Annotated in this window: 13 protein-coding genes; 7 read left to right on the forward strand and 6 right to left on the reverse strand. The window is 60.8% G+C overall.

Annotated elements, in window-relative coordinates; all coding sequences use genetic code 11:
• Positions 1–66: 66 nt before the first annotated feature.
• From J7367_RS05160 to cyoA, 5 genes are all read right to left on the reverse strand, one after another.
• Entirely contained in the window at positions 67–1,947 is a 1,881-nt protein-coding gene (locus J7367_RS05160; RefSeq protein ID WP_157825995.1) for a tetratricopeptide repeat protein, read from the reverse strand.
• A gap of 158 nt (positions 1,948–2,105) precedes the next feature.
• Positions 2,106–2,441 (reverse strand): cytochrome o ubiquinol oxidase subunit IV, encoded by a 336-nt coding sequence (cyoD, locus tag J7367_RS05165; protein ID WP_003484294.1) that lies wholly within the window; start codon positions 2,439–2,441, stop codon positions 2,106–2,108.
• On the reverse strand, positions 2,441–3,073 hold the full coding sequence (gene cyoC, locus J7367_RS05170) for a cytochrome o ubiquinol oxidase subunit III (protein ID WP_172955790.1): 633 nt from the start codon (positions 3,071–3,073) through the stop codon (positions 2,441–2,443). Before cyoC ends, cyoD begins: the two co-directional genes overlap by 1 nt.
• Positions 3,070–5,070: a cytochrome o ubiquinol oxidase subunit I gene (gene cyoB / locus J7367_RS05175; protein WP_003484298.1), complete on the reverse strand. Its 2,001-nt coding sequence runs from the start codon at positions 5,068–5,070 to the stop codon at positions 3,070–3,072. Before cyoB ends, cyoC begins: the two co-directional genes overlap by 4 nt.
• A complete protein-coding gene (cyoA, locus tag J7367_RS05180; RefSeq protein WP_057658334.1) occupies positions 5,070–6,005 on the reverse strand; it encodes a ubiquinol oxidase subunit II in 936 nt (311 codons plus the stop codon). Before cyoA ends, cyoB begins: the two co-directional genes overlap by 1 nt.
• 528 nt (positions 6,006–6,533) lie before the next feature.
• Here cyoA and J7367_RS05185 point away from each other — a divergent pair.
• The 7 genes from J7367_RS05185 to J7367_RS05215 all read left to right on the forward strand — a co-directional run bounded on the left by J7367_RS05185 (position 6,534) and on the right by J7367_RS05215 (position 16,477).
• Positions 6,534–7,688: a site-specific integrase gene (locus tag J7367_RS05185; RefSeq protein WP_244672268.1), complete on the forward strand. Its 1,155-nt coding sequence runs from the start codon at positions 6,534–6,536 to the stop codon at positions 7,686–7,688.
• Positions 7,689–7,699: 11 nt separating this feature from the next.
• Entirely contained in the window at positions 7,700–8,263 is a 564-nt protein-coding gene (locus J7367_RS05190) for a hypothetical protein (RefSeq protein ID WP_057658336.1), read from the forward strand.
• Positions 8,264–8,372: 109 nt separating this feature from the next.
• Positions 8,373–9,716, forward strand: a complete 1,344-nt coding sequence (locus J7367_RS05195) for an ATP-binding protein (protein WP_176214953.1) — start codon at positions 8,373–8,375, stop codon at positions 9,714–9,716.
• A 217-nt stretch (positions 9,717–9,933) separates the two neighbouring features.
• Positions 9,934–10,212 (forward strand): type II toxin-antitoxin system RelE/ParE family toxin, encoded by a 279-nt coding sequence (locus J7367_RS05200; protein WP_057658340.1) that lies wholly within the window; start codon positions 9,934–9,936, stop codon positions 10,210–10,212.
• Positions 10,213–10,225: 13 nt separating this feature from the next.
• Positions 10,226–10,513 carry a HigA family addiction module antitoxin gene (locus J7367_RS05205; protein WP_057658342.1) on the forward strand — a complete coding sequence of 96 codons (288 nt, stop codon included), beginning with the start codon at positions 10,226–10,228 and terminating at the stop codon, positions 10,511–10,513.
• 21 nt (positions 10,514–10,534) lie between these two features.
• Complete coding sequence (locus J7367_RS05210; RefSeq protein WP_209028900.1) at positions 10,535–12,919, forward strand: DEAD/DEAH box helicase family protein; 2,385 nt, start codon at positions 10,535–10,537, stop codon at positions 12,917–12,919.
• A 33-nt stretch (positions 12,920–12,952) separates the two neighbouring features.
• Positions 12,953–16,477 (forward strand): AAA domain-containing protein, encoded by a 3,525-nt coding sequence (locus tag J7367_RS05215; RefSeq protein ID WP_057658346.1) that lies wholly within the window; start codon positions 12,953–12,955, stop codon positions 16,475–16,477.
• Positions 16,478–16,702: 225 nt separating this feature from the next.
• On the opposite strand, the gene J7367_RS05220 is transcribed toward J7367_RS05215, so the two are convergent.
• Positions 16,703–17,920 carry a MobA/MobL family protein gene (locus tag J7367_RS05220; RefSeq protein ID WP_057658348.1) on the reverse strand — a complete coding sequence of 406 codons (1,218 nt, stop codon included), beginning with the start codon at positions 17,918–17,920 and terminating at the stop codon, positions 16,703–16,705.
• Between the last annotated feature and the right edge of the window lie 32 nt (positions 17,921–17,952).

The following is a 17,952-nucleotide window of genomic DNA, read 5'->3' on the forward strand; positions in this document are numbered from 1 at the left end:
TCCAAAAGCCACTCTTCGGAACGACGCCACCTTCCGCCCTGTCAGGTCTCGTTGTTCAGACCTTCCTTAGCGCGCCTTGTACAACTCGCTCAGGCGATCCGGCTTGCCGGCGATGCGTTCCAGATGCGGATACAGCAAACCGCCGTGGTAGTCGATGCGGACGGTTTCGTAGCGGTCGCCACGCTTGACCAGCAGTTCGATCGGCGCAGTGGTGCCCTTGGCCGCCTTGATCGCATCCTTGATCACATCGGCGCTGAAGGCGCGGCCGTTGACGGCCACGAGGGTGTTTCCGTTGATGATGCCGGCATTGAACGCCGGGCTGTCCCACAACACCTCGTTGACTTCACCCGAGCCCTCCAGCGAAAGGCCCAGCGAATAGGTCAGGCTGACGTCGTTCTCGTTGCTCTCGTAGGTCTTGATCGCCAGGTTCGGCTCGTCGTTGTAGACCAGCTTCCAGCCGTTGGCTTCGATGCCGCCGTTCAACGAACCGTGCCCGTCCATGCGCTCGCGCAACAGGCTGGCCCAGTCGTATGCGGCCACACCGTTGAGCGTGCTCACGATGTCGTCGAAGGTGTACGGATTGACGTCCCAATCGCCGTTCTTCATGCCGAAGAACGCCTTGGCGAAATCGTCGATGGAACGCTTGTTGTTGGTGAGCGCGCGCAGCTTGCTATCCACTTCCAGCCACATCATCTGGCCGCCGGAGTAATAGTCCTCGCTCATCTGATAGCTGCGGTACGCCTTCGGACGCCGCATCGACATGGTCGGGTCGTTGGTGGTGTCCTGCACCGTGCGCCAGGCCATGCCGGGGCGGCCGCGCTCGTAGGTTGCCGCGACGCCGGCCAGCATGTCGCGCGCCTGGTCCTGCGTCCACAGGCCCGAACGGGCCGCCACCACTTCGCCCCAGAACTGGGTCTGGCCTTCGTACAGCCACAGCAGGCTGTCGCCCATCGGCACGTTGAAGTTCGGCGTTGCCAGGTCGGCGCCACGGCGGTACTTGCCATTCCAGGAGTGGTTGAACTCGTGCGCCAGCAGGTCGCGCATGATCCAGCTCTTGTCCCACTCGGTGAAGTAATTCGGCGGGCCGCTGTTTTCGCTGGAACGGTGATGCTCCAGGCCGATGCCGCCCAGCTTCTTGGTGAGCGCCAGCAGGAATTGGTAATGGTCGAAGTGACGCGCGCCGTACAGCTTGTCCATCTGCTGTACCAACGCAGCATGGGCCTTGATCTGCTCGGGCTTGGCCTCCAGCGATTTGGCTTCATCGGCAAAGACGTTGAGATAGACCGGCTGCTTGCCGGTGCTCAGTTCCACGCGCTTGTAGTACTTGCCGGCGAACATCGGCGAATCGACCAGGTCATCGAAATCGATCGGCTTGAAGCTCACCGTGTCGCCAACGCGGCGATCGGTTTCCAGTGCCGTGGCATAGCTCCAGCCGGCCGGCAGCGTGACGCTGGCCTGCGCCTTGATGTTGCGCGCGAAATAACCGGCCGGGTACAGCGCCGTGGTGTTCCACTGCAGATTGAGCATTTCCGGGGTCATCATCACCCGGCCCTGGTTGCCGGCCTGCGGCGAGAGGAACTTGAACTCGGCCGTCAGCTCGGTGGCGCCCTGTGGCACATCCACCTTGAACGCATAGACGTCGAACTGGTCGCGCTTCCATGGCACCACCTTGCCATCGACCTTGATCACCAGACCGGCGAGCTTGTCGATCGGTCCGGTCGGCGAATGGTTGCCGGGAATCCACTGCGGGTATAGCAGCGTCATCGGGCCCGGCTTGGCCGGCATGGTGGTCTTGACCTTGAAGATGCGGTGCGCCAGATCGGTGGCATCCACGTCGATCTTCAAGGTGCCGTCGAACGGCACGTCCTGCGGCGGTGCGGTTTGCGCGGCCGCGGGCAGCGACAACGCCGCCAGCAACGACACGGACAACAGGGTGGGCATTTTCATCGCAACTCCGCAGGTGACCTGAAACAGGCAAGTCCACGATGCTAAGCGCCTGCCCGTGCTTCCCCGTATGCCATTGGTCATGCTGCGGGCGAAAAAAAAGCCGACAATTGCTTGGCGGCTTCTTCTTCAACGGGACGTCGATCCGGCTAGCGGCCGTCTCAATGCATCATGTTGACGTTCATGTTGTGCAGCACCCACAGCGAGCCCACGATCACGATGCCGATGATCAGCAGCGAGAACAGGCCCACCTGCACGTTGGAGCGCTGCTCGGGCGTGCGGTCCATATGCAGGAAGTACACCATGTGCACCAGCATCTGCACCGCGGCCATGACCGAGATCACGACGATGGTGACGCCCTTGGAGAATGCGCCGCTCATCACCATCGCAAATGGGATGACGGTGAGGATCACGGCCATCACAAAGCCGATCAGGTAGGACTTCAGGCCGCCGGCATGTGCGTCGGCAGCGGTATCGGTGTGGTGGTGATTGGCCATTACAGCGCTCCCAGCAGATAGACGACGGTGAACACACCGATCCAGATGATGTCCAGGAAGTGCCAGAACAGGCTCAGGCAGGCCAGACGCGTGCTGTTGCGCGCGGTCAGGCCATTCTTGGAAATCTGGATCACCAGCACTGCCATCCACAGCAGGCCGGAGGCCACGTGCAGGCCGTGCGTGCCCACCAGGGTGAAGAAGGCCGACAGGAACGCGCTGCGACCCGGACCGGCACCTTCATGGATCAGATGGTTGAACTCCCACACTTCCATGCAAAGGAAGCCGATACCCAGCAGTGCGGTCACCGCCAGCCAGCCATAGAGGCCGCCCATCTTGCGCTTGTGCGCGGCAATCATCGCAAAGCCGAAGCTCAGGCTGCTGAACAACAGCAGGAAGGTTTCCACCAGCACAAACTTCAGATCGAACAGCTCCTTGGCAGTCGGCCCGTCCACCGTGGCGCCGGAGAGCACCGCATAGGTGGCGAACAGACCGGCAAACAGCAGGCAGTCGCTCATCAGGTAGACCCAGAACCCGAAGACGGTGTTGCCGCCGCCGTCGTGATGCTCGTGGTCGTGATCGTGGCCGCCCGCGTGGGCGGCGTGGTCAAGCGAGGTCGAAGAAGCCATGGTCATACCACCTTCGCGGCCTGCGCCGCCTGTTGCTGTTCGAGCAGGGCGAAACGTGCGTTTTCGATGCGCTCCACTTCGTCGGCTGGCACCCAGTAATCGATGTCGTCATCGAAGGTGCGTGCGATGAAGCTGCCGATCATGCCCACCAGGCCAATGATGGCCAGCCACCAGATGTGCCAGATCAGACCGAAGCCCAGCAGCACGCTGAAGGCACCGATGTAGACGCCGGCGCCGGTGTTACGCGGCATGTGGATCGCTTCGTACTTGGACGGACGCACCCAGCCCTTGCCGTTCTGCTTGTCGGCCCAGAACTGATCGCGGTCGTCGATGTGCGGCAGCACGGCAAAGTTGTAGAACGGCGGCGGCGAGGAGGTTGCCCATTCCAGCGTACGGCCATCCCACGGGTCGCCCGTGTAGTCCATGTGCTCCTTGCGCTTCCAAACGCTGTAACCGATCTGCACCAGGTTCAGGAAGATGCCCATGCCGATGATCGCAGCACCCACGGCGGCAACGTACAGCCACGGCGCCCACTCAGGGTGGTTGTAGGTGTTCATGCGACGGGTCATGCCCATGAAGCCGAGCACGTACAGCGGCATGAAGGCCACGAAGAAGCCGATGATCCAGCACCAGAACGAGGCCTTGCCGATCTTTTCGTTGAGCTTGAAGCCGAATGCCTTCGGGAACCAGTAGGTCAGGCCCGCCAGGTAACCGAACACCACGCCGCCGATGATCACGTTATGGAAGTGCGCGATCAGGAACAGGCTGTTGTGCAGTACGAAGTCCACCGCCGGAATCGCCAGCATCACGCCGGTCATGCCACCGATGGTGAAGGTGATGATGAAGCCGATCGTCCACAGCACCGGCGAGGTCATGTGCACGCGACCGCGGAACATGGTGAACAGCCAGTTGAAGATCTTCACGCCGGTCGGGATCGAGATGATCATCGTCGTGATGCCGAAGAAGGCATTGACGTTGGCACCCGAGCCCATGGTGAAGAAGTGGTGCAACCACACCACGAACGACAGCACGCCGATGCACGAGGTGGCGTACACCATCGAGGTGTAGCCGAACAGGCGCTTGCGGCTATAGGTCGCGATCAACTCGGAGAAGATGCCGAACGCCGGCAGGATCAGGATGTAGACCTCCGGGTGACCCCAGATCCAGATCAGGTTGACGTACATCATGGCGTTGCCGCCACCGTCGTTGGTGAAGAAGTGCGTGCCCAGGTAACGGTCGGCACCCAGCAGCGCCAGCGCCACGGTCAGGATCGGGAACGCGGCAATGATCAGGATGTTGGTGATCAGCGCGGTCCAGGTGAAGATCGGCATGCGCATCAGGGTCATGCCCGGCGCGCGCATGCGCATGATCGTCACGAAGAAGTTGATGCCGGTCAGCAATGTGCCTAAACCGGACACCTGCAACGCCCAGATGTAGTAATCGACACCGACCCCCGGGCTGTATTCCAGACCCGACAACGGCGGGTACGCCAGCCAACCGGTCTGCGCGAATTCACCCACGCCCAGCGAGATGTTGATCAACGCCGCACCGGCCACGAACAGCCAGAAGCTCAGCGAGTTCAGGAACGGAAACGCCACGTCGCGCGCGCCGATCTGCAGCGGCACGATCAGGTTCAACAGGCCGGTCATGAACGGCATGGCCATGAAGAAGATCATGATCACGCCGTGCGCGGTAAAGATCTGGTCGTAGTGGTGCGGAGGCAGCACGCCTTCGCCACCGCCACCGGCCAGCGCCTGCTGGGTGCGCATCATCGCCGCGTCGGCAAAGCCGCGCAGCAGCATGACCAGCGCCACGATGATGTACATCACGCCGATGCGCTTGTGATCCACCGAGGTGAACCACTCTTTCCAGAGATAGCCCCACAGCTTGTACTTGGTGATGGCGCCCGCGATGAGCAGGCCGAGCAGACCGGCACCACCCAGCGCGACCATGATGATCGGCTCGTGGTACGGAACTGCCTCGATGGTGAGTTTGCCTAGCATCACTTGTCTCCAGAAGTGCACATGGCGACCGGCTCCGTAGCCGATGCCTGATGGTCGCCGTGGCCTTTGCTGTGGCCCGGACCATTCATGTATTTGTCGACCAGCGAGCGGAACATGCCGTCCTGCACCGACGAGTAGTAGGTGACCGGATACTGTTCCTTGTCGTTGCGATTGGCTGCCAGCACCTGGTACTCGGCAGCGTTCAACGCGGTCGGTGATGCCTTGACCTTGGCCACCCAGGCGTCAAAGCCGGCCTGATCGACGGCATGCGCCTTGAAGCTCATCTTCGAAAAGCCATGACCGCTGTAGTTGGTCGACAGGCCGAAGTATTCGCCCGGCTCGTTGGCCACCAGGTGCAGCTTGGTTTCCATGCCCGCCATGGCGTAGATCATGGTGCCCAGGTGCGGGATGAAGAACGAGTTCATCACCGTGTCGGAGGTGATCTTGAAGTTCAGCGGCGTGTGCACCGGGAACGCGATCTCGTTGACGGTGGCAATGTTCTGGTCGGGATAGATGAACATCCACTTCCAGTCCAGCGATACCGCTTCGATGGTGATCGGCTTGACTTCCGAATCCAGTGGCCGGTACGGGTCCAGCGCGTGCGAGGAGCGCCAGGTCAGCACCGCCAGCACCAGGATAATCACGCACGGGATCGACCACACCACCACTTCGATGGCGGTGGAGTGCGACCAGTCCGGCTCGTAGCGCGCCTTGGTGTTGGAGGCGCGATATTTCCACGCGAACGCAATCGTCATCACGATCACCGGGATGACCACGATCAGCATCAGCACCACCGAGGTGATCAGCAGCTGCTTTTCGTCGTGGCCGATCTGGCCTTTCGGATTGAGGATGGCCGAGTTGCAGCCTGCCAGCAGCAGGAAGGGCAACATCAGACCTGGACGAAGTAAACGCCCGAGCTGTTTCAGCGGAATCATCGGTCGATCCAAGTGCGAAGGAACGCCAGCCTCGTTCGTCGTATCCGTCCTGGGATGTTCCCGACGCAGCCGTCTCCCTAGAGGAGAGGAACTGCGCAGACCGAAGACACGGGTTAGCGCAGTAATTTTAGTCTTTGCTGCACCTGCACGAAACCCATTGGCAATGATCTGACGCAATAAAAGCGCGCCAATTTGTGCGACATGTTGTCGCAGCGCAGCGCGAGGCCAGAATTGCGCCGTTGCGTTCGCAAATGGGGCAGGTTTGCACGCGTGCAATGCATGCGAGAACCACGTGAAACGCGGAGTTTTCGACGCTTCAAAACGCAACTGGGCCGGCATGAGCCGACCCAGTCTTGGAGCGTGGTGCCGGAAATAGGAATCGAACCTACGACCTACGCATTACGAATGCAACCTATTGATCTAGGTTACGAACTATGCCAGCATGCTGTCAATTCAACAACTTAGCGCGCTTTAACGTAGGGCAAGGATGAGCTATTCCGGGGCAAAAATTATTTTTTGTACCCACTTTTGTCCCACTCCCAGAAAGCGCTGACCAAGAAAATGGCGTCATTTCGCAGACGGGAAGAGTTCCAGTGGCAGGCACGGGTTCGCCGCAAAGGGTACCCGGAGCAGACCAAGACCTTCAACACCAAGGCGGAAGCCGAGGCGTGGGCCCGCAAGATCGAGTCCGAGATCGACCGGGGCGTCTTCGTTAGCCGCACCGAAGCCGAAGCCACGTCCCTCGAAGAAGCCCTCGACAGGTACGAGCGTGAGGTCGTGGAAACCAAGAAGGGCAAGGTGCAGGAGCAGTCGATCATCCGGCTGTGGAAGGCCGCCGCCATCGCGAAGCGGTCGATGGCCTCCATCCGCAGCACCGATATCGTTGCGCAACGAGACCTGTGGCTCCAGCGATGCAAGCCGGCCACCGTGCTCCGGCGTCTCGCCCTGATCTCCCACGTCTTTAATATCGCCCGCCGGGAATGGGGCATGGAGAGCCTGAGCAATCCCGTGGAGCTGATCCGCAAGCCTCAACCGAACAATGCGCGGACCCGACGGATCGCCCTCGTCGCACCTGTCCAACCCACTGTGGCAGACGCGCTACCTCCTGATCACGGGGAACTGGAGCGCATCATCGCTGCTAGTGGCTCTGGGGTGCTGCCCGCCGTGCTCCGCCTGGCCCTTGAGACAGCCATGCGGCGAAGCGAGATCGTCGGCCTGCGCTGGGAACACATCGATCTGGCCAAACGGGTCGCCCATCTTCCGGATACCAAGAACGGAAGCTCGCGGGACGTGCCCCTGTCATCCCGAGCCGTGGCCGTGCTTGAGAGCATGCTCCCGAAGGACTCGGGCGAGCCCGAGCGACACGACGAGGACGAGGACGAGGACGAGGACGATGATCGCGTGTTCAAGGTCACCAGTGACGCCATCACCCGTGCATTTGTCCGCGCCGTGGCACGTGCTCGGAAGCGGTACGTAAGGGAGTGCGAGGAGCAAGGCGTAAAACCCCAGAAGCGCTTTCTCACCGACCTAAGGTTCCATGACCTTCGTCACGAGGCCACCTCCCGGCTGGCAGCCATTTTCCCAATGCACGAACTGACGAAGATCACCGGGCACAAGGACCCTCGTATGCTGATGCGCTACTACCACCCACGTGCCGAAGACTTGGCCAAGCGGCTTGATTAGAGGGTTCATGCATGTGGTTCCACGTCAAAACCTACCGGGACAAGAACGGCCGCATCCGACGCTACAAGACTGTCGAGTTGCGTCGGATCGACAACAGCGGTGGCCAGCGTCGGTATACCCTCGTCGGCTCGTTAGATCGAAACGCCAACAGCCTGCCACGCGACCTGGCGAAGAAGCTCACGCCGGAGGAACGCGAAGAATTCCAAGCATGGTGCCGCGAACGCGATGAGAACCGGGCCAAGGAGGCTGAGCAGCGCCAGTACGTCATGGCGGCCGCGTACCTCCACGATGCTGTCATCTCCTTGGCCAACGTCAGCCGAGCCCTCGACGCCGGTATCCGGCCACGCGACCCCGACAAGCTGTGGTCAGCAGTAGACGTGCTGACGCGGGCGCTCTCCGGCGCTGGGTACCCCAAGCCCAAGCAGGACCGACGTGGCCGTCCGGCGAAGGAGGACGTCGTCATGGCCGAGGACCTGCTGTCGCCATACGACGACCCGATGCTGCGCGCCGAGCTGGCGGATGTTCAAGAGCGTCTGGCTGCTCTTCCGAACTTCATCCCTCCAGATCGCAAGTAGTCCCCCCAGATGCACATCAGGAGTACAGCTGGATATCCCGGTAGTACCACACATGCCACATAATTGGCTGGTCTTGGGGCATCTGGGCAATCGGATGGATAGTGCAAACTTGCATGAGCTTGAAGAGGAAGAATTCGGCAAACGTATCCATGCCGTGCTGTTCCCATCGTCGCCGATCCTATCGCACGAATTCCTGTTCGGACGCGACGATCAGCTGGAACGGATACGGCGAGCGCTGATGGCGCCAGGACGCCAGGTTTTCATATACGGCGAGCGTGGTGTCGGCAAATCTTCGTTGGCGGGAGCAGCTGCGGCGGAGTGCCAGTCGAGCGATGCCGCACCCTTGCATGCATCCTGCGGATCGAGTTCATCGTTCGCAGGCGTCGTCTGGAGCTTAATCCGCGCCACCGGAACCGAGTCAAACAGTTCGGTCACCGTGCACGATAAGCGCGGCGTGGAGGGCAAGGGACTGTCCTTGGCCCGGCATGTTGAGACCAGCACGCAGCCTGCGACCGCGCCGCTCGACATCGAAGATGCTGCCAAACGTCTGGACACCGCCTTCAGCGCCTACTCACAGCGCACGGTAGCGGTCATTGATGAATTCGACTTGATCCCCGACGAAGCGGAGCGGAACAAGTTTGCCGAGCTGATCAAAGCGCTTGGCGACCGCAAATCCGAGGTCAAGCTGATCTTCACGGGCGTGGCGTCCGCATTGGACGAACTGCTCGCCTCACATGCATCCGCGCACAGGCAATTAGATACGATCCAGTTAGAACGCCTCGCCTATCAGCCGCGCCTGGACATCACCAAGAAAGCGCTGACTGCATTCGATCTAGATGCCGATCCGAGCGTGATCTACCGGATAGCGAACGTCAGCAACGGGTTTCCCTATTACGTGCACCTGCTGACCGAGCATCTGCTCTGGGCTTGGTATGGCGACGCTTCGGCACAGCAGGTCAGCATGGATCACCTGCACAAGGCTTTCCTCTCGGCCACAGATGCAGTGCATGCCGATTTGCGTAAGCCGTACGACAAGGCGACACGAGGCAGGGATCAGGTCGCCTACGTGCTGTGGGCGACAGCCGACGCCTTCGACCTAGAACGAACCACGGATGCGATCTGGAAATCCTATACGCAGATATGCGACACGCTGGAGATTGAGGCGCTGGAGAAGAAGAAATTCCTGAGCCAATTGCGCAGCCTCAAGGCGGAAGCCCAAGGCGAAATCCTGGAAGGCATCCCCAGTAGGCGGCTGTACCGGTTCCGCGAAGCGATGGTCAGGGGCTACGTGCGGATGGCAGCCGCATGCAAGAACATCCAATTGGACGATCAGGAGTTCGATCCTCCGCCGCAAGTCACGGTGCATGCGCCCCGGATGTCGAACAGAAAGCGATGGATGGATACCAGTCGCTTTGTTCCAGATATTAAGATGGGTGCCCAGCGTCGGCGCTGATGTCCATCGGTCTCTAGGCGGGCAGGCGTGCCCTGCGGCTCGCCTGCCGGGTGGTGGCGCTATCGGCCTTTCTGGGGGCGAAGTGGGTGCAGGCGGGGGGCAAGGTGTGGGCGGCGCCAGCCGTCCATCGGCTTGTCCCCGGTCTGTGCACACGGTGGCCGCAGGCCATCGTCCCCAGCCCCGTTGCGGCCCGTATCGCATAACGATACACTAAGCCATGATCATCGGATTCCGGCACAAAGGCCTTGAGACGTTCTACCGCTCCGGCTCCACACGAGGCATTCAGGCGGCGCACGTCAAGAAGCTCCGAAATATTCTTGGGCTTCTGGAAGTCGCTGCCGGGCCGGGCGATATGAACCTGCCTTCGTTCAAGCTACATCCGCTCAAAGGCGATTTGAAAGGCAACTGGTCGGTATGGGTGAACGGCAACTGGCGAGTCACGTTCCGTTTTGTTGGAGCCGATGTCGAACTGGTCGATTACCAGGACTACCACTGAAAAGAGCTGCACCATGATGCATAACCCTCCGCACCCCGGCGAAATCCTCAAAGAGGAAGTGCTCGCCCAGTTGAACTTGTCCGTGACCGAGGCGGCCGAGCGGCTGGCTATGTCGCGAGTTGCGCTGTCGCGCGTGCTCAACGGCCACGCGGCGATCAGCCCAGACTTGGCCGTTCGCTTGGAACAAGCCGGTGTCAGCACGGCCCGCGCATGGCTCGCCATGCAGGCCAATTACGACTTGTGGCAAGCCATGCAACACAAACAGCCGCCAATCCGGGCGTTGCAAGAAAAGGTCGCCTGAAAACAATCGCATATCCTCTACATGTCGAGTACGGCGCCGATGGCGGGCTGTGATGATTTGGCAGTGTTGCAGGCTGAAAATGCGCGTCTGATTGCGCTGCTTGAGGCTCATGCCATCGAGTGGCGCCTGCCGCCAGCGCCGGCAACCACGCCGCTCCCCGTCGAGCAGTCGCGGTTATCGCCCAACGAGAAGGTCGCACTGTTTCGCCGTCTGTTTCGCGGGCGAACTGACGTCTACCCGATCCGCTGGGAGAGCAAAACGACTGGCAAGTCCGGGTACTCGCCGGCCTGCGCCAATGAGTGGCGTTCAGGGGTGTGCGAGAAGCCGCGCATCAAGTGTGGCGACTGTGGCAACCGCCTGCTGATCCCGCTGTCCGATGCGGTCATTTACAGCCATCTGGCTGGCGATCACACGATCGGCATCTACCCGCTGCTGGATGACGACACCTGCTATTTCCTCGCCGTCGATTTCGATGATGCGCAGTGGCGGGATGATGCCCATGCATTCATGCGCTCGTGCAAGGAACTTGGTGTGTCGGCAGCGCTGGAGATTTCCCGGTCGGGCCAAGGCGCACATGCCTGGATCTTCTTCTCGTCCAAGGTGCCTGCCCGGGATGCCCGGCGCCTCGGTACGGCCATCATCAGCCATACCTGCTCGCGCACGCGGCAACTGAAGCTGACCTCCTACGACCGGCTTTTCCCCAACCAGGACACGATGCCCAAGGGTGGTTTCGGCAATCTGATCGCATTGCCGCTGCAAAAGTGGCCGCGCGAAAAGGGATGCAGTGTGTTCGTCGATGCCGACCTGCGCCCTTGTCCCGACCAATGGGCATTCCTGGCCGCGATCCAGCCCGTGTCCACCCACGACATCGAGCCGATCATCCTGCGCGCCGCGGATGGCATCCACCCGCTGGACGTCACTTTCATCGACGATGAGGACATGGCTACACCGTGGAAACGCGGGAGCGCATCGCCGCAGAAGCTGTCCGGTGTGATGCCCACTTCGCTGACTGTGACACTGGCGAACTTGATCTACTTCGAGAAAGCTCAACTGCCGCAAGCGTTGGCCAACCGCCTGATTCGGCTGGCTGCCTTCCAGAATCCTGAGTTCTACAAAGCCCAAGCGATGCGGATGTCGGTCTGGGACAAGCCGCGTGTCATCGGTAGTGCCGAAAACTACCCGCAGCACATCGCATTGCCGCGCGGCTGTCTCGATGCGGCATTGTCCCTTCTGCGAGACAACGGCATTGCCTGCGAGCTGCGCGACGAGAGGTTCAGCGGCGACCCTGCTAATGTAACCTTCGCCGGTACGCTGCGCCTCGATCAAGAGGCTGCCGTCTCGGCCATGCTGCAATATAACACCGGCGTGCTGTGCGCGCCCACCGCCTTTGGCAAGACGGTCATGGCCGCCGCCATGATTGCGCGCCGAGGCGTGAACACGTTAATACTGGTGCATCGCACCGAGTTGTTGAAGCAATGGCAGGAGCGCCTACAGGCATTCCTTGGCACGGGCAAGGATGTGGTCGGAACCATTGGCGGCGGCAAACCCAAACCAACGGGCAGGATCGACATCGCGGTCATGCAGTCCTTATCCCGACAAGGCGAAGTCAATCCGCTGATTGAGAACTATGGCCAGGTAATCGTGGACGAGTGCCATCACGTCGGCGCCGTCTCCTTTGACGCCATCCTGAAACGGACGAAGGCGAAGTACGTGCTCGGCCTGACCGCGACCCCGATTCGTCGAGATGGTCAGCAGCCGATCATCTTCATGCAATGTGGACCGATCCGGTACACGGCGGCCAAGCCGGCGGGCGCGCCACACGACCTCGAAGTCGTGCCGCGATCACGCATCTCACACATCGACTTGCCACCCGAAGCCGGGATTCAAGATGTGTTCCGGCATCTTGCCAATGACCAGTCCCGGACCGACGCCATCGCCACCGAAGTCCGTGATGCCTTCCAGCAGGGTCGTAAGGTGCTGGTGTTGACCGAGCGTACCGAGCACCTCGCTGCGATCCTGGCGGCTCTAGGTGGGCAAGCGCCTGCGCCGCTCGTACTGCATGGCCGGATGTCGAAGAAGCAGCGGGCAACCCTCATCGCTGAACTTGATGCACTGCCGCCAGAAGCGCCACGCATCCTGCTGGCAACTGGCAGGTTGGTTGGCGAAGGCTTCGATCATCCGCCACTGGATACGCTGGTGCTGGCGATGCCAGTCTCCTGGAAAGGCACTTTGCAACAGTATGCGGGCCGCCTGCATCGGGAGCACACCAGTAAGACCGAAGTGCGCATCGTTGATTTCATCGATACCGGGCATCCGGCTTTGCTACGGATGTGGGACAAGCGCCAACGCGGTTATCGGGCGATGGGGTACCGGGTGGGTAACGAGGTCGGTGATCGAGATGTTTGAACGGTTTCATCACACGCATTGGGACAACAGAGAATGCAGAAAGACTCACTTGCGTACGCAGGGTACTGGCGCAATTCACTTGCAGACGCGGAAGTAGGAAACGGAGCCTTTCAAGCTGCTGACACCAAGGAATTCCAGAACCTGCCTAGAGAGGAATTGGCAACTGGCCGCGTCAGCCAAAGCACCATCGATGCCTGCTTCGCCAAGGAAGCCGAGCAGACCCAGTTCGTCGAAGTGGTGATCCGCCCCAAGGTCTACGTTTCTCGGCTCGAACACGGCAAACAGCGGCGCACTGGAACGCCGACCATCGTGACACCCATCGTTGCACCTGCCATGCTGGCACGTGACGGCAGGTTGCACCCTCTATCCCGAACGGTGGTGCCCCGCGACATTCTGGAGCCCTTGGAACGCGGTACGTTCTCCATTGGCAGCGTATCCGATCAGGACGCCTTTCTCACTACGAACACCATTGCCGGAATCGACGTTGCAGCGGATGACGGCGACCCGCTCAGCGATGCCGAATTCGATCAGCAATGGGCAAGCTATGTAGCCGCTTGCGATCAACTGCTGGAGCAGGTTGGTCAAGGCTGGCCCGGCGCCGAAGACAGGTATGAGCTTGCCGAGTATGGCTATCTCCTGAAAAAGGAGTCGTTCTCCGCCAGCCGGCACATCCTCCCCCTTTACGACCACATCCGCGCCAATTCGCCGACCGCTCCTCTGTTTGACCGTTACGCCAGTACCGATATTTCTCCTCCCGAGCCTTGCCTGCCTGACAACGCCGCGTTCTCCAAGCGGCTGGCGCATGCCAGCGACCAGTTTTCATTGGCGACAGCACAGCGCGACGCCTTGACTCACCTGCTGGCTACTGAAACAGGAGAAATCCTTGCGGTCAATGGACCTCCCGGCACCGGGAAGACCACGCTGTTGCTATCGGTGGTAGCCACGCTATGGGCCGAAGCGGCAATCGCCGACGCAGAGCCGCCGGTCGTGGTCGCGGCCTCCACCAACAATCAAGCCGTCACCAACGTCATCGATGCGTTCGGGAAGGATTTTGCAACCGGCGAAGGCCCGTTCGCCGGCCGCTGGCTGCCCGGCGTCAACAGCTTCGGCGCCTACTTCCCTTCCGCAGGCAAAGAGGCCGAGGCATCACAAAAGTACCAGACCAGCAGCTTTTTCGAGATGGTGGAGTCGGAAGCCTATGTCGCCAAAGCGCAGCAGGCGTATCTGGGTGCCGCTTCGGCTGCATTCCCCGACATTGCCAAGGAACAGCTCGAAGTCCGGACCGTCGTGGACGCATTGCGAGCGTCGATTCAAGCCGAAGCGAAGAAGCTTGCCGCCATCGAAGGCGCCTGGTCAGAAGTGATCGCCGCACGCTCTGCGGTTCGGGCCGAGTTGGGCGAGGAGCCGACCACCAGTATGGCGCAGCGCCGCCAGCTGCTTGAAACGGCGATGGCCGAGAAACGCACCATCGACGAGCTGTCGGAGCGATGGGAACACTATCTCGCAAAGGAGCCGCTTCTCTATACCCTCTTCTCCTGGCTGCCACCTGTCGCGAAGAAGCGTGTACGGCTGGCTCGCCTCTTCCTGAAGCCGGTCTGGCCCGCTCAGCATCCGCAAGGCGCTTGGGACACTATCGATCAGATCGAATCCGCCATCAAGGCCATTGCTGGCCAGGCCGACAGAGCCCTACGCGAGCAGACCCACAGCGTCGAGCGTGGCGAAGCTGTCCTGAAAGTGGAGCGCGATTATCTGACGCGCTGGCAAGCCGCACTTGTTCCGCTCGGCGTCTCGGATCGGGCAAGCAGCTTGTCTATAGCCGATTGCGATCCGCTTGCTGACATGTACATCCGCTTCCCAATCTTTCTGCTGACCACACATTACTGGGAAGGCCGATGGCTACTGGAGATGCAGGAACTGCTACCACGGATTGCACAGGAACGGAAGAAAACTGGCCGAGTCACTTTAGAGAAGCGTTGGCGGCGCCGTATGAAACTGACGCCCTGCATCGTCTCGACGCTCTTCATGTTGCCCAAGGAAATGCTGGTTTCTCGGCACGACGGAAGCGGATTTGTTCCAGACTACCTCTACGACTTTGCCGACCTGCTGATCGTCGATGAAGCCGGACAAGTGCTTCCGGAAGTCGCCGGCGCTTCATTTGCGCTCGGCAAGAAAGCTCTGGTGATCGGCGACACTTTGCAGATCGAACCGATCTGGTCGATTCCGCCGAGCGTTGACATCGGCAACCTGCACAGTGCCAAGCTGCTTTCAAACGAAAACCATGAGGATGACTACGACCGCCTTTCCGAGATAGGCAAGACAGTCGCTCGGGGCAGCGTGATGCGGATTGCGCAAACGCTGACCCGATATCACTACGACCCCGATCTCGCCCGTGGCATGTTCCTATACGAACACCGCCGCTGCTTCGACGAAATCATCGGTTACTGCAACGCGCTGTGTTATCGGGGCAAGCTACTTCCGAGGGGCGGACCGAAGGCCCAGGCGCCTGCCGACAAACAGGATGGACTGCCGGCGATGGGATACCTCCACATCGACGGCATTTGCCAGAAGAGCGGCGGCGGCAGCCGACGCAACATGCATGAGGCAGAAACCATCGCCGCCTGGCTTGCCGAGCACCGTGCCTCGCTGGAAGCCGCCTACCGGCAGCCACTGCATAGGATCGTGGGGGTGGTGACACCTTTCGGGGGACAGGTGCAAGCCATCTCCGATGCCTGCCACAGCGTGGGCATTAAGGTTGGCAATGACGACGGTAGCATGACTGTCGGTACCGTGCACTCGCTGCAGGGTGCCGAGCGTCCGGTTGTGATCTTCTCTCCGACGTATACCAAGCATGCCGACGGCGGCTTCATCGACCGCAGTGCGAGCATGCTGAATGTTGCAGTCTCGCGGGCGAAGAGCACGTTTCTGGTGTTTGGCGACATGGATGTGTTCGAGTCGGTTCCTACAGCGACGCCTCGCGGCCTGCTGGCCGCTTATCTCTTTCGGGATTCGGCCAACGCCCTCCACTTCGAGCACCGGACACGACAGGACCTGCGAGGAGCGGGCACTGCTATTCATCCCCTACGGGACGCGCAGGAACACGATACCTTCCTATTGGACGCCTTCGCCAGAGCGGGACGAGAAATCCACATCGTGTCGCCTTGGATCATCCTTGAGCGTATCGAAGAGATCGGCGCCCTCCGCGCCATGCGTGCTGCAACCCTGCGTGGTGTAAATGTGACGATTTACACGGATCCGGAACTCAACACCGGTGGTGACCCTGAGAATCGCGATGAAAAGCGCAAGACACTGCATGCCACCGCCGGCATCCTGCGCGATGCGGGAATTCAAGTCGCTTTCGTCGCCAGAGTCCACAGCAAGGTTCTAATCGGCGACGACGATCTGTACTGCGTCGGTTCGTTCAACTGGTTCAGTGCCAGACGGGACGCACAGTACGCCCGCCACGAAACCTCTCTGGCGTATCGAGGACCGGGGTTGACAGACGAGATCGAAGTGATGCGAGCGAGCTTGCGGGACCGCGTCATGGACGACTGCCCCTGAGTCGTCGGCCAACGGTGGCGACATGCTGGGCACAACTTGGCATCCTGTTGTAGAAAAAGTGGCACCCTGGTGGTAGCAAGTGGTCAACAAGGTGATCCAACCGTGGCGATTTTCTTCCCCGCGACACCATGAAGCCGCTCTTCGCCCACCTTTCCACCACCATCATCTCGACATGCACTCAGCATGGCTGCACGATGACGCCGACAACACGCCACGATTACAACATCATGATGGCTCGAATGCGGTGTCGAAGTCGTCGCCACCCTCGCGAGAAATCTCCTCAAGGGAGGGTTCCACCTGATCTAGCGCCACTGTCACCCGGCGAGCCAATTCATCCACGCCGAAACCTTGTGTCTCCAAAGCATCTGCGAGTGCGGTGAACAGATCGTCCATATCCTGAAGACTCGATTCCACAAGGCTTGGCATAACGGAGAGCTCTGAACCCGCAATTCGCCGAAGCTCCCGCTCGTATGCGCCCCAACGAGGATCATCGCGCCCCACCATGTAGGTGCGCCGCGCAATGTTCAGCTGGGCGAGCTTCATGTCGATCAGCATCTCCGTTTCGACCTGCTCCGTGGATAGCGTGTACTCTTCGGCTCCCGCTTGCCTAAGTGCGTTCCTGGCCCGAATCAGCCGATTGCGCTCGCCCAGTTCGGTAGCCACGCCCCGCCGTTCCATCGCCGATGCCTTCGGTCCGAGATGAAAGCCCGGAGTGACCTCCAGCGTCTGCGCCAGCGCCATGTCGCCATCGGCTGCCGCTGCGGCCCGGCGGTCCGCGTATGAGCGCCGATCAACCCTGATCTGGCTACCTTCGAGAGTGAGCTGACGATTGACTAGCTCCTCCCAGGTCTGGCGTATGTAGGCAAGGAATTCCGGTGACCCATGTCCTGCTTTGCGGCAGCCGCCGGCAGCCGGGGCCACAGGTCTCTTTTTGCCTGTCTCCCTGCAAGTGGTCGCTGCGGCGGCACGCGCAAAGAATCGCTCCGGCGACCTGTCGATGCCGTCCTGTATCCGCTCGCTCCAGATCAGGTGCACGTGCGGCTGCTCGCCGCCATCGCTGGCAATTTGGTTATGAATTCCCCACGTGTAGGCATGGAACTTGCCGGGAATCCGGTCAATCAGGGCAGCGACCACTCTCAGGCGGCCTTCTGCCGAGAGCTGGCGCGGAAAAGCCGCCTCGATCTCCCGATAAGTCGAGCCGTTGCTGCGCTCGTACTGGTCTGCCGCCCGCCAGAACAGATGCGGTTCGTGCTGTGCCCAAGTCGGCATATTGCCGAACCCGCCCGCAACGAACACCTCGCTCTTGGCACGGCGCTCCGGTCTGAGCAGCAAGTTCCTATAGCGCCCCTCGCGCACAACGTACTCGCCGCGCTCCGCCGCGTCTCCCTTGCGGCCGACATGCACGGCGCAGCGATAGTAACCAATGCGCTGCATGCTGCTCATCGCTGCGCCTCCTGACGCCAATCTTCATGCGG

The sequence above is a fragment of the Xanthomonas sp. D-36-1 genome (genome assembly GCF_017746155.1).
GTDB lineage: Bacteria > Pseudomonadota > Gammaproteobacteria > Xanthomonadales > Xanthomonadaceae > Xanthomonas > Xanthomonas cissicola.

Coding starts and splice junctions, on each gene's coding strand:
- J7367_RS05160 (WP_157825995.1), bottom strand. CDS start 1,947: ATGAAAATGCCCACCCTGTTGTCCGTGTCGTTGCTGGCGGCGTTGTCG.
- cyoD (WP_003484294.1), bottom strand. CDS start 2,441: ATGGCCAATCACCACCACACCGATACCGCTGCCGACGCACATGCCGGC.
- cyoC (WP_172955790.1), bottom strand. CDS start 3,073: ATGACCATGGCTTCTTCGACCTCGCTTGACCACGCCGCCCACGCGGGC.
- cyoB (WP_003484298.1), bottom strand. CDS start 5,070: ATGCTAGGCAAACTCACCATCGAGGCAGTTCCGTACCACGAGCCGATC.
- cyoA (WP_057658334.1), bottom strand. CDS start 6,005: ATGATTCCGCTGAAACAGCTCGGGCGTTTACTTCGTCCAGGTCTGATG.
- J7367_RS05190 (WP_057658336.1), top strand. CDS start 7,700: ATGTGGTTCCACGTCAAAACCTACCGGGACAAGAACGGCCGCATCCGA.
- J7367_RS05200 (WP_057658340.1), top strand. CDS start 9,934: ATGATCATCGGATTCCGGCACAAAGGCCTTGAGACGTTCTACCGCTCC.
- J7367_RS05205 (WP_057658342.1), top strand. CDS start 10,226: ATGATGCATAACCCTCCGCACCCCGGCGAAATCCTCAAAGAGGAAGTG.
- J7367_RS05210 (WP_209028900.1), top strand. CDS start 10,535: ATGTCGAGTACGGCGCCGATGGCGGGCTGTGATGATTTGGCAGTGTTG.
- J7367_RS05215 (WP_057658346.1), top strand. CDS start 12,953: ATGCAGAAAGACTCACTTGCGTACGCAGGGTACTGGCGCAATTCACTT.
- J7367_RS05220 (WP_057658348.1), bottom strand. CDS start 17,920: ATGAGCAGCATGCAGCGCATTGGTTACTATCGCTGCGCCGTGCATGTC.